The 12350-nt window shown below is 39.6% G+C and carries 10 protein-coding genes and 1 pseudogene; 3 read left to right on the plus strand and 8 right to left on the minus strand.

Features of this window, described 5'->3' with window-relative positions; genetic code table 11:
* Positions 1 to 122 precede the first annotated feature (122 nt).
* The 4 genes and pseudogenes from ACEN31_RS01270 to ACEN31_RS01285 all read right to left on the minus strand — a co-directional run bounded on the left by ACEN31_RS01270 (position 123) and on the right by ACEN31_RS01285 (position 5692).
* Positions 123 to 992, minus strand: a complete 870-nt coding sequence (locus ACEN31_RS01270; RefSeq protein ID WP_407108368.1) for a nuclease-related domain-containing protein — start codon at positions 990 to 992, stop codon at positions 123 to 125.
* Between the two features lie 58 nt (positions 993 to 1050).
* Positions 1051 to 3084 carry a copper-translocating P-type ATPase gene (locus ACEN31_RS01275; RefSeq protein WP_407108369.1) on the minus strand — a complete coding sequence of 678 codons (2034 nt, stop codon included), beginning with the start codon at positions 3082 to 3084 and terminating at the stop codon, positions 1051 to 1053.
* Positions 3077 to 3541, minus strand: a complete 465-nt coding sequence (locus ACEN31_RS01280) for a CopY/TcrY family copper transport repressor (RefSeq protein WP_268951515.1) — start codon at positions 3539 to 3541, stop codon at positions 3077 to 3079. The genes ACEN31_RS01275 and ACEN31_RS01280 overlap by 8 nt, the downstream gene beginning before the upstream one ends.
* 567 nt (positions 3542 to 4108) lie before the next feature.
* Positions 4109 to 5692: pseudogene (locus ACEN31_RS01285) on the minus strand (IS1182 family transposase).
* Positions 5693 to 5969: 277 nt separating this feature from the next.
* Here ACEN31_RS01285 and ACEN31_RS01290 point away from each other — a divergent pair.
* Positions 5970 to 6404, plus strand: a complete 435-nt coding sequence (locus ACEN31_RS01290; protein WP_407108370.1) for an OsmC family protein — start codon at positions 5970 to 5972, stop codon at positions 6402 to 6404.
* A gap of 197 nt (positions 6405 to 6601) precedes the next feature.
* Positions 6602 to 6931 (plus strand): type II CAAX prenyl endopeptidase Rce1 family protein, encoded by a 330-nt coding sequence (locus tag ACEN31_RS01295; protein WP_407108412.1) that lies wholly within the window; start codon positions 6602 to 6604, stop codon positions 6929 to 6931.
* Positions 6932 to 6992: 61 nt separating this feature from the next.
* On the opposite strand, the gene ACEN31_RS01300 is transcribed toward ACEN31_RS01295, so the two are convergent.
* From ACEN31_RS01300 to gloB, 4 genes are all read right to left on the minus strand, one after another.
* Complete coding sequence (locus ACEN31_RS01300; RefSeq protein WP_407108372.1) at positions 6993 to 9740, minus strand: cation-translocating P-type ATPase; 2748 nt, start codon at positions 9738 to 9740, stop codon at positions 6993 to 6995.
* A gap of 243 nt (positions 9741 to 9983) precedes the next feature.
* Positions 9984 to 10508, minus strand: coding sequence for a hypothetical protein (locus ACEN31_RS01305; protein ID WP_138404762.1), 525 nt, complete (start codon positions 10506 to 10508; stop codon positions 9984 to 9986).
* Between the two features lie 20 nt (positions 10509 to 10528).
* The gene (locus ACEN31_RS01310; RefSeq protein ID WP_138404761.1) at positions 10529 to 10993 is read right to left on the minus strand and encodes a histidine phosphatase family protein; all 465 of its coding nucleotides are present in this window, start codon (positions 10991 to 10993) and stop codon (positions 10529 to 10531) included.
* A 24-nt stretch (positions 10994 to 11017) separates the two neighbouring features.
* Positions 11018 to 11719, minus strand: a complete 702-nt coding sequence (gene gloB / locus ACEN31_RS01315) for a hydroxyacylglutathione hydrolase (RefSeq protein ID WP_407108374.1) — start codon at positions 11717 to 11719, stop codon at positions 11018 to 11020.
* A 176-nt stretch (positions 11720 to 11895) separates the two neighbouring features.
* Here gloB and ACEN31_RS01320 point away from each other — a divergent pair, with 176 nt between their 5' ends.
* Complete coding sequence (locus ACEN31_RS01320) at positions 11896 to 12315, plus strand: hypothetical protein (protein WP_407108376.1); 420 nt, start codon at positions 11896 to 11898, stop codon at positions 12313 to 12315.
* Positions 12316 to 12350: the final 35 nt, after the last annotated feature.

Genomic DNA, 12350 nt, shown 5'->3' on the forward strand with positions numbered 1-12350 from the left:
TAAAAATCGAATCTCGATAAAAATGTTCTGTAAAATCTCAAAAAACATATAAATTTTAGAACCAAAGCAAAATTACGACAAAAAATGTATTTTTAATCGAAAAATTTAGAAGTATGAATTATTCAGGCAAGTATGTCTCGGATTAAGGATCTTGACGCTGCGCTTGCGCCCATAAACTGGTACACATTTTCTGTTGTGACTATTTCACTGTTGTCAAAGAATAAATAGCGCAATTGCCGTGCGGATCTGAGTATTGTTTCTGATTTTGCTTCTTTAAAATGACAGTGCCGGCATGTCACTTTTCTTAAAGTGATTTCTACATCAAATCGGTGACACGCTGGACAAGTAACGCCTTTATGGATAGTCGCAAAGTCTTCTATCGGCAAGCCTGTAGGCTGGAACGGATTTTCAATCGAATAGCGGTTCAAGACTTTTTGTATTCTATTCAAATATGCTGGTAACAGAGGTTTGGCCAGAAATTCGGTCTGCTTTTTCAAGAAGTTTCTAAATTGGTTGCGCTGTATAATTTCATAGTCAAATTCATAATCGAGTTTAACTCGGCAATGTTCATTGATGAAAATCATCGCACCGGTTACTTTAATATTTTCGGAGACTTCATTGGCAATTCGTGTTAGGCGCCGTACTTTGGTCGCCATGGCATTCATAAAATTATTTTCCATTAAATGCGCGTTAATGTAGCATTCGTGATTTCTATATTCAAATTCGCCATCAAAATTCTTCACTTCAATAACTAACCAGTGATTTTCTTTGATTAATAGAAAATCGGCTTGCATCGTGCTTTTGTAGTTAAACCAGTAGTCTGAAAGGACATGCCAACTATCGTCGGCGTATTTTTCTAACCATTGAGCAACTTCTGATTCCCCGATATAGCCTTGTTTTAAAGACCAAAATCGACGTTTCTGTTCTTCAGCTAAATATATTTGGCGTATAACCGACATTTCGAGTTGAATGAGTTCGATATTTTTCTGCATTTTATCACCCCTATATATATACGTAAAAAAGGGCGATTTTCATTTTTTATTTTAAAAATTAATCATCTAAATTTAAAGTGAGTGCGTTCATTGCGACAATAATTGTTGAAAGTGTCATTAAAATTGCACCGAGCGCGGGCGAAATAGTGATTCCGATAGATGCCAAAAGACCCGCAGCCAATGGGATTGCAATGAAATTGTAGCCTGCTCCCCAAAGTAAGTTTTGGTTCATCTTGCTGTTTGTCTTGAAAGACAGTTCGATAAAGGATTCAATGTCGCCGGGTTCAGATTGGGTTAAGACAACGTCTGCGGAATCAATTGCCACTTGCGTTCCGGCTCCAATGGCGACTCCGACATCAGCCAATGCGAGTGACGGCGCATCATTCACACCATCTCCAACCATAATAACCGTCTTACCTTCAGACTGTAGACTTTTAATTAAATCATATTTGTCTTGTGGTGACTGGTTTGCACGGTAATCAATACCTAAAGTTTCTGCGACACCTTTCGCGGCATTTTCATTATCACCTGTTGCCATAATTGGCGTAATGCCTTTGTCTTTGAGAATTGTCATCAGTTCTTTACTCGTTTCTTTAAGCTCGTCACCTAGAGACACTGCGCCCAATGCTTCGCCATCTTTAGTTAAAATACTAATCGTTGCACCAGGTAAAATTTCAATATCAATCGACTTTCCATACACTTTTTGACTCACTAATTTATACTCTGTATCTTGATAAGTTCCCACAACTCCTTCACCAGAAACGACTTCTGTTGATGTGAAGTCAACGGGGTTTACATTTTCCTCAGAGGCATGTTCGATAATTGATTGAGCGATGGGGTGACTTGACCCGCCTTCAATTCCAGCCATGATAGCTAATAGCTCGTCTTCGTTATAGTCACTTGATAATGAATCAATCGCTAATACTTTAAATTCACCAGTAGTCAGCGTTCCTGTTTTATCGAGGATCATCGTGTCTGATTTTGTTGTTAATTCATAAACTTCACGGTCTTTCACAAGTAGTCCGCGATTAGCACCTAAACTAGTACTTCGCGAAATCACAAGTGGAATCGCTAATCCTAAAGCATGCGGACAAGCAATAACAAGCGTGGTTACCGTATAAGAAATCGATGTTTGTAAATCAGCAATTACCCACCAAGCGACGAATGTCACTAATGCCACACCGAGCGCAATATAAAATAACCAACTCGCAACTTGATGTGCTCTGTTCTCTGCTCGAGACGGATTACCTTGAGCTTCTGTGACTAAACTTTGAACTTGAGAGAGGAATGATGAATTTCCAGTTTGGCTGACTTTAATAAATAACGTCCCTTGTCCATTAGTTGATCCTCCGATAGCTGTGTCGCCTTCGGATTTCTCAATCGGTTTAGATTCACCCGTCAGTAGCGCTTCATTCACTCGAGACGTTCCGCGAATGATTTCTCCATCAGCTGGAATGTTTTCGCCTGCTTGAACTCGGACAGTGTCGCCAACCTTTAATTCTGTTACCGGGCGCTGTTCAATCGAATCATCTTGTAAGACAACTTGTGCTTCTTTCGGAAGTAATTTTGCTAAAGAGGCTTGAGCATCTCCGGCATTACCTAAAGCAACCATCTCAATCCAATGTCCAAGCAACATAATAAGGATTAGCGATGCGAATTCGAAGTAAAAATCCATCAGGTACTCGCCCGTAACATAGCGCATAATTACCGCATAGACACTATATAAATACGACACGCCAAGCCCTAAAGACACAAGCGCCATCATCCCTGGTGATTTCTCTTTAAACTCACCAACCGCACCTTGAAAGAACGGCTTCCCTCCATAGAAAATAAGGAATGTAGACAGCACGGTAGCTAAAATATCCGAATATGGAAAAGTGTATTGAAATGGAAACGGTATGTCCAAGCCCATCAGTGGAGAAATCCACATAATGATTAACCCAATCGGTAAAGATCTTAAGAAAATTTGTTTAAAATTCCCATGGTGGTGATGATGTCCATGGCCACCGTGATCCATGTGCTCATGATGGTCGTGATGGTCATGCCCTCCGTGGTCATGATGATTGTGATGGTGTTGTTTATCCTTACTCATTCAATTCCCCTCCTAAATTTACTTGACACTCACATTGCCCAGACACACAGTCGCATGCCACAACGTCCAATGCCGTTTTCTTTTTCTCTTTTAAAATGCTCATTAATTCTTCAATATCACTTTGACTTAAAGGCGCGTTGGTTAACATATCTCCGATTACTTCCCCGGCTTTCTTATTACAAATACGAGCTAACATATCTGAAATAGATTCATCTAAACTGGCTTCTTCTGTCAGTTTAGCTGAGTAAATGTATTTGCGTCCCTCTTGTTCGGTATCCAAAGCGCCTTTTTCTACTAAACGGCTGATTAAAGTTTTAATTGTGCTAGCTTTCCAGTTCATTTTATCTTCTAATACTTGGATAATTTCGCGACTTGTCGCCTTGCCTTGAGCCCAGACGACTCGCATAATTTCCCATTCTGCATCGGTAATTTTTAACGTTGGTATTGCTTCTGTCAATAAAATATCTCCTTTCAAACTAAGTTTATGATTACGACTACAATTGTAGTCATTGTTTAAAGTTTAGTTTACACATGTAACTCGTACAAGTCAACTTATATCCATTACATTTATATAAATTCCTCCGTTTATGATAAGATTAAAATATAACAGCGCTTTCATAAGGAGAGGTTCGTATTGAAAAAGCTGGGCTTGTCTCGTTTATTTGATTCCCACTTTTGAATTAATCACGGGCCTAATCTGTTTGTTGCTAAACATTCCGTTCCCTTTTTCATCCAATATCGCAGTCATATATTTTATGATAGCCAAACTCCTTTTTCTCTATTTAATGACACGACTCCTACATTCACAAGGACGTTCGATTCGGGATGTGATTGATTTTCAAAGGGACCGTTTAGGTAAGGATCTCCTTTGGGGGCTGCTTTTGATTTTTGTACTCTTTATCCCATTTGCTGCCGCAGTAAATGGGTCGCGTTTTTAATATTTGGGGCTGTGTCAAAAGTCCCTTTTTATAAGATGATAGAAAACAAAAGATCTGACGATAGAAGATAATCCTCTTCCTAATCGCTAGATCTTTTGTTTTTCATTAGTTTGTTTATTCTTTTGAGCATTCAGTGATAACTTATGGAGGTTACATGCCATTAAAGCGATACCAATCTCCTGACTGACTTTTTCTTTGCCTCTTACGTGGCACCTGGTGAACCCTAAAGAACCCTTGAGAAAACCAAAGGTTGTTTCAACATCTATTTTTCTGCGCTGATACACGGATTGACATTCTGGGATAGAGAAAAGTGTGCGTTGTTTGGCTTTAAAATATTCCCAAGATGGATTGACCATTATCTTTCGCACATAGCCCTTTTCTGTCAGAGCTTCCGGAATCTCTTGATTATCTGGAGTATAGCGCTCGGCTTTGTACTCTTTAAAGTCACGGGTCATACCATAGTTATCTGTTCGTTGACGGTAAGCGGAAAAATTAAATCGCACGCCTTGGGGATCGATATAATAATCTTCAGATTCATCATATTGCCAGTTTATGACTTTCTTTTCATCTGTTAACCACTTTTTTGTCTGTTCTTTTAACATTGTGCCATAAGGAATCAGCGCGGTTAAGTTCGGAAAAGAATCTTCTAAGAAACGATAATTAGCTTCAGACCCGTACCCCGCATCCATGCTTAAGAATTTCATTGAATGTATGAGCCTTTCGTGTGTCGTTAAAAAAGGTTGCAGCGTGCGTGTGTCTGTGGGATTGGGATAAATTGAATAAGCGAGCGCATACTGTCTACTTGTCGCTAATTGAAGATTGTAACCTGGTTTAAGTTGACCATTCATCATATGATCGTCTTTCATTCTCATGAAAGTTGCGTCAGTATCTGTTTTAGAGTAAGAGTTACGTTCGCCAAAAGTGGTCGATTGTTGGAGGTAGTTTTGATGTTTTTCACGTCGTTCTTTTATTTTATTCATCACTGACTTTACTTTTCGGCGTTCTTGTTTCGCAGGATTAGGTGAGAGTGTCACAGTTTCTTGTACCTTCACCTCCAAGTCTTTCAGTCTGGTTTCAAGGATCGTAATGACTTCCTCTAATCCATCTAATGTTATGGGGGTATCCGCAGGTAAATAAGCGGCAGCATAGGCTGCTTTTAATTCGACCAACAGTTCTATGATTTTATCCTGGTTACTTTCATCAAAGCGAATCATATTCTTTTTCCAAACGAAGCTATACTTATTCGCATCAGCAAGCAGCTTTGTTCCGTCAATCGACAATTGATCATCGATTAAGCGGTGATCGCGTAAATAATCGAGGAGAGACTCAAAGCCTTTGTCTAAGATTGCTTGTAATTCTGGCGCTCTTCGACAACGTCAAATAGTCGAAGCGGATGGCAAGCCGTCTTGAGTTAACCAGCGTGCCGGCATATTTTCCTGGACAAAAACATTGATTTTCCGACTCGTAAAGACACCACGCGTATAAGCAAACAACAATAATTTAAGAACAGCAGACAGACTGTATTCTCTAGGTCTACCAAATTCATAAGGATGATGAATCTCCAACGAATCGACTAAACCATTAATAAAATGAGCGACATGATGTTTTTTTGGCATATAATCCAATGATATATCCAATTTAAATTGATTTATGTTATAATTAGTATACATTTTGATAAGTCCTTTCATGGGATTTATTCGGACGAGCAGAAGTGAAGGTCTGTTCGTCTTTTTTCATACCTTAATTATAACACAAAACCGACACAAACGCTGTTGAAACAATGTTCGTGTCGGTTTTTATTTTGGAGGTATATGTCGACTTATGACACAGCCCCATTTTTTTGATTGATTTTGCACCAACTACTTCCCCTTGAGTCTCTCATTCATATTTGAGTTTTGTTTCTATTTGTGATATTATGAGCATATCAAAAAAATGAGGAGAGATATTATGGCAGTAGAATTAACAACTGTTAATGCAAAGTTAGTATCAGGACTTAAAGTAGATGCGGATGCTCGAGGCCACGTGATTCGTTTAGACGAACCTAAAAACCTTGGTGGAACAGATACAGGCATGAACCCGGTGGAAGCTGTACTCAGTGGCTTGGCAGCTTGTAAACTGATCGTGGCTAAATCTTTCGCTGCTAAAAATAATATCAACTTCCGTTCGATTGCAATCGACATGGAAGGTGAATTAGATCCGGACGGTTTCTTAGGTCTAAACCCTGACGCCAAAATCGGTTTCTCAAAAATCAAAACAATCTATCATATAGATTCTGATCATACTGAAGAAGAGATCAATAACTTTATCGACTTCATTGATCGAACCTGTCCCGTTCTCGATACAATTATTAATACCCCAGAGTTCGAAACTGAAATCAGATAATTTAATCAGCTTTAGAGGCTATGTCATAAGTTAGTTTAACTAAGCAATCCGAAAGAGAAAACAAAAAAATATTGACCAGCAACTTTTATAGGCTGGAATACCCATGTTGGACTTATGACACAGGCCCAAGTTATTTTACAGGTGACTGAGTTAATAATCTGTTAACTACACCTGTTTGGCTAAGGTGGGTTGGCGCGATTGTCGCTTTATTCTTTCCATTTATTAATGCGCCGATTGAAGAAATCATGTACCGAGGTTATGCCCAGCCTAAGTTTGCTGAAGGTTTTGGTAAGCCGTGGGCAGGTATTGTCATTCCGTCGATTGGTTTCGGCTTGCAACATTGTATGTTAGCGGCGAGTTGGCAAGGGGCCTTAGTTTATATTGGCGCATTCTTCTTTTGGGGACTTGGTAGTGCCTTGATTTCCCACTGCCATCAAAGATTATTTCCCAACATTTTCGCGCATTTTGTTGTCCATTTGGCTTTTGCTGCAATGCCTCTTGTGCTTTTAATGTTAGATGTTTATTAAACAAAAAGAGAGCCCACGTCATTTTGTGAGCTCTCTTATTTTGTTATTCTTCTGCACCTATTTAATTGGTTAACATTTTCAACCAATGAACGATAAATGTAGCCACAGCCGCAAAGCCTAGAATAATTACCCAAGTCATCAATGTCAGTGGTTCTGTCCCTAAGACATTATTCATAAATGGTAAGTAAACTGCAACCAATTGTAAAGCGACACCTAAAGCCATGGCACCCACTAACAATTTATTATGGAATAGCGTGCGGTCCAAGCCGAAGGTTTTGAATTTACGAACATTAAAGATATGCATTAACTGAGCAATTGCCATATATGTAAAAGTCGCCGTTTGAGCATATTCTAAGGATACGTCTGTGAAATTATGGAATAGGAAGAATACCCCGAAAGCTCCTAAACCAATAAATATTCCACTTATAATAATTCGACTTAAGAATTGACGGTTGACCAACCCTTTTTCAGGATCACGTGGCGGATGATTCATCACATTATCTTCGGCTTCTTCGTAAGCTAAGGCAATGGCCGGTCCAATATCAATGAGTAAGTTAAGGAATAAAATGTGTAAAGGTTGAATTGGCATCGGTAATAGGAAGATAATTGTGAATAAAATTGACACAATTTCAACCATATTACAGGCGAATAGGAAAGATACAAATTTTTTTATATTTTCAAATATGATTCGACCTTCACGCACGGCATCGACAATGGTTGAATAACGGTCATCCGTTAAAATCATATCAGACGCTTCTTTTGCGACTTCCGTTCCGCGAATTCCCATCGCGACACCGATATCAGCACCGTTCAAGGCAGGCGCATCATTTACACCGTCTCCAGTCATCGCAACGACTTCACCTTCATCTTGAAAAGCTCTAACGATTTGTAATTTGTTCTCAGGAGAGACGCGGGCAAAGACAGCTGTTTCTCTAATTCGGTTAATGAAGTCCGATGAATCATGCATTTCGTCAATTTCTTTACCAGTCATGGTGTTTTCCCAATTGTTAATCCCGATTTCTTTTGCAATCACTGACGCTGTTCGAGGGTGGTCACCGGTAATCATTTTCACAGTAATACCAGCCTCTTGCGTTTGTTTGATTGATTCGGCAACATCTTCTCTTGGTGGATCCATAATCCCGAACAAGCCATCAATCGTTAATATCTTACGATTATTATCAAACCAACCTTCGATGTCTTCTGTAATCTCATTGGCTTCATTCTCGTCTTCAACCGTATAGCTGGCTAGGCCGATGACACGGTTCCCTTCTTCAGTTAAAAGCTCGTTCCTCTCTGACCAAAATTCACTTTCTTCATCATCAATGTCTGTATATTCAGCTACTACATCTAGAGCACCCTTCATAATAAAACGGTAGATATTATCGGGCAGTTTATGGAAAGTAGCCATATATTTCTTCTCAGAATCGAAAGGAATTTCAGCTAGTTGCTCAAATTCAGTCTCTTTTAAAAATTCTGGTGACATACCAATTTTGTGTCCTAAGACAGTTAAAGCCCCATCCGTTGGGTCTCCTTCAATAGTATACTCGCCGTCATTTTCCGCTTCTTCATTTTCATCCGCCTCGTCTAGTTTAACTAATTTTGCATCACTGGATAAAAAACCATTAGTAATCAGCTTCAGTAAATCTTGATCGTTGTCATTTAAAGCGTCTGTGTCATGAATATTCTTAGCTTCTACGTCAACAACTTCACCGTTGTATTTCACAGTACCTTTAGGTTCATAACCGTTCCCAGTAACCTCATATTTTTCATCATTTTTAATAATTAGATGTTCAACCATCATTTGGTTTTCCGTCAGGGTTCCGGTCTTGTCACTAGCAATAATCGACGTTGACCCTAGCGTTTCAACCGCGGATAGGTTTTTGACGAGCGCTTCATGTTCAGCCATCGTCGACATCCCGTTCGATAAGGTAATCGTTTCAACCGCTGGCATAGCTTCTGGAATCGCCGCTACTGCTAGAATAACTGCCACATGTAGCATTTCTGCCGTATCTTGACCGTTAAGAATACCAATTAATAAAACTAATCCTGCTGCAACAAAGGCAACAATAATTAAAGCTTTACCTAATTTGTCTATTTCTTTATCTAGTGGACTTTCTCGGTCTTGATCTTCATCTAACATCTCAGAAATTTGACCTACTTCAGTATTCATACCGATACCCGTCACAACGGCTTCGGCTTTACCGCGGGTTACTGCTGTACCGGAAAAGACCATATTTAATTGGTCACCGAGTGCTTCATCTTCTTCAAATGTTGCGTCAGCATCTTTATCGACCGCTTCAGACTCTCCGGTTAAGGCTGCTTCCATGACCGCAAAGTTATTGGCACTAATTAACCGTCCATCAGCCGCAATCGCATCCCCTTCCCCTAAGATTAGAATATCTCCGGGCACAAGTTCGGTCGAATCAATTTCAATCTCTTCACCGTTACGGCGTACTTTTGCTTTTGTATCCACCATTGATTGGAGGGCTTCAACCGATTTTTGCGCTCCGACCTCAACAAAATACCCTGTAAAGACAGATATAAAAACAGCTAATAAAATTGCTAGCGCTTCAACCCAATCGCCCATTATGACTGAGATAACAGCCGCAACACCTAGTAAGTAAACGATAATATTATTAAGATTCTCTAGAAAAATCTCCCATTTAGACTTTGTTTCTGATTCTTCTAATTTATTCTCACCGTGTTCTTCCCGATTTTCTTCGACTTGAGACTCATTCAAACCCTCTTCAACAGAAGTGTCGAATTCCTCAAGCACTTCCTCTAGTTTCCTCTTATATATTTCACTCATAGTAAACTCCTCTTGTTTATAAGATTCTTAAAATAGCATCCTTACTTTTTCATATTCTTAATATAACATTTAATTTAAAGAAATTAAATTTATTTGCCTTGCGAAAATATATTAAATAAGCTTGATATTACACTATTTTAAATAAATATTTCGATATAATTACACTTAAATTAAGTTGACAATAAGCTCATATTTTATACAAAAAAAGAACTGCCTCTTTAGACAATTCTCTAATAAATTTGCTTACCATTCTTCATGAAAGTTCTCGACGGCTTCTTTGTAGCGTTTGATGATTCGGTCTTTTTGCTTTAATAGCACTTTCAACCCACCTAGGAGTTCTTGGGATGTTTCGACCATATCCAAGTCTTCTTGTTGTTGCATGATTGCTTCATCAACGAGTTCATGAGGCACTTCGGCTTTTATTTCATTGAACACAGAAATAATCTGGTGCTTTAGACGTTCTTTCCGTTCAGGTTCCGCTGCTTTTATTTGCGGCACATGTTCTTTAACAAAACGGAAATCTAGTCTCCGAGTCATCTTCCCGTCTAAGACTCGGACATATTCTTTTTGAAAAGGGGTGATCCCAGGCGTTTGTCCGTGAATTTGGTACCAACCGTCATACATCGCCCAAACGCCGGGCTCAATTTCGGGTTGGAATTCTCGGCTAAGGATAAAGGTCGGATCGTCGCCCGTAATTTCTGCTACCCACCGTTTTTCATCGGCGGCTGAAGGTTGTAATTGTAAATATTGTGGTTTCAGTGTCGACATTCCTTTCCTACTCAACTTACTTATGTGCGAATTTGCCAATTGAATGTGGCTTTGAGTGGGTCTCTTTGTGTCACTTTCATACTAACCATTGACCCTTTTCGCATCCGGCGGGACTCACCAGTGAATTCATATACCCACTCACTTAAAGTCGGTTCATGTCCAAAGACGAGTAACGTCGCATCATCTTGAACGGTTTTTAATGCTTCTAAAAACTTTTCTATCTCTCCAGTATAGATAAATTCATGAATCCTTGGTTCCTCAAGCTTTAATTTGTCGGCGGCGAGTGCGGCAGTTTCTTGTGCTCGGTTAGCCGGACTTGACCAGCTTACAAAGTTCCGTTCTTTCAGTGGCCCGAGTTTTTCTTCGAGTTCGGGTAGTAGTTTTGCGTATTTTTCCTTCCCTTTATCAGTCAGGTGGCGGTCGATGTCAACGAGTCCTTCCCTGCGCTCTTCAGCTTTCGCGTGGCGAATGAATATCAGTTCCATGATTCTCTCTCCTTTTAACTATGCTTAAAAATTATCTCGCGCTATTCTTAATTCAATAAAAGTTTCTAAGTTTTCAGCTTGTAGGAACAAGTTAATATCTTTTTCTATTCCAATTGTCGAAGGTAAAGTCGGTTGATCTTTTGCTCTTTGTGCTTGTACTTCTTCTAAAGCTTTTGCAAATGACGGATCTGTTGGATCTGTCTCGTGAGCAAAACGTAAATTCGTTTCTGTATATTCGTGCGCTGCATAGACTTTGACCTCATTTGGTAAAGCTTTAAAGGTTTGAAGTGCATCATACTGAGCTTGATAATCCCCGGTGAATACACGTCCGCAACCGCCTGAGAACAATGCGTCCCCACAGAATAAGTCATCTCCCATTAAGTAACTGATATGCTCTTCGGTATGACCACCGCTTTTAAACACTTTAAAGGTTTTGTTCAATAATTCAAACTCATCGCCATCTTTGACAGTAACTTGGTTGAGGCTGGCAGTTTCTTTCGGTCCATAAACAGGTGTCTCTGGGTATTTTGCTAAGACATCTTTAACCCCACCAATATGGTCATCGTGTTTATGCGTTAAGATAATCGCAGCTAAGTCCAATGCTTCTTTGTCAAAATAATCTAAAACACCCGCTGACTCACCAGGATCGACAATAATTCCATCAGTTCCATTATCTATGACCCAAATATAGTTGTCAGAAAAGGCTTTTACTGGATTAATATTCATATCACTCACTCCTCTTTGCTTATATTTATCTTTATTCTAATCTTAGCAAAGTTTACAGAAATTTTCTTGTGATACTACTTGTGGGAGTTGGGAAAATGCAGACTTAAGACAAATGGCGGGGGGTTTGGCTTGAGTTAGATGAACTCGAGACAAACGGGATTGTCATTTGGCTTGAGTTGAGTGAACTTGAGACAAACGAGATTGTCATTTGGCTTAAGTTAGACGAACTTGAGACAAACGGGATTGTCATTTGGCTTGAGTTGGAAGAACTCGAGACAAACGGAGTTGTCATTTGGCTTGAGTTGACTGAAATTGAGGCAAACGGAGTTATCATTTGGCTTGAGTTGGAAGAACTCGAGACAAACGGAGTTATCATTTGGCTTGAGTTGAGTGAACTCGAGACAAACGGAGTTGTCATTCGTCTTGAGTTAGACGAACTCGAGACAAACGGGATTGTCATTTGGCTTGAGTTAGACGAACTCGAGACAAACGGAGTTGTCATTCGTCTTGAGTTAGACGAACTCGAGACAAACGGGATTGTCATTTGGCTTGAGTTGAGCGATTTCTTGCCACACGCATTCGCGATTGTACTCTAGCCTCCAACCAAATCCATTCCAATACAAAAAGGAAG

Source organism: Ruoffia sp. FAM 26255 (genome assembly GCF_045528525.1).
Classification (GTDB): Bacteria; Bacillota; Bacilli; order Lactobacillales; family Aerococcaceae; genus Ruoffia; species Ruoffia tabacinasalis.

Excerpts from the sequence above, each read along its gene's own strand:
- ACEN31_RS01305 (WP_138404762.1), bottom strand. The coding sequence starts at position 10,508 with ATGTCGACACTGAAACCACAATATTTACAATTACAACCTTCAGCCGCC.
- ACEN31_RS01275 (WP_407108369.1), bottom strand. The coding sequence starts at position 3,084 with ATGAGTAAGGATAAACAACACCATCACAATCATCATGACCACGGAGGG.
- ACEN31_RS01300 (WP_407108372.1), bottom strand. The coding sequence starts at position 9,740 with ATGAGTGAAATATATAAGAGGAAACTAGAGGAAGTGCTTGAGGAATTC.
- ACEN31_RS01290 (WP_407108370.1), top strand. The coding sequence starts at position 5,970 with ATGGCAGTAGAATTAACAACTGTTAATGCAAAGTTAGTATCAGGACTT.
- ACEN31_RS01270 (WP_407108368.1), bottom strand. The coding sequence starts at position 992 with ATGCAGAAAAATATCGAACTCATTCAACTCGAAATGTCGGTTATACGC.
- gloB (WP_407108374.1), bottom strand. The coding sequence starts at position 11,719 with ATGAATATTAATCCAGTAAAAGCCTTTTCTGACAACTATATTTGGGTC.
- ACEN31_RS01310 (WP_138404761.1), bottom strand. The coding sequence starts at position 10,993 with ATGGAACTGATATTCATTCGCCACGCGAAAGCTGAAGAGCGCAGGGAA.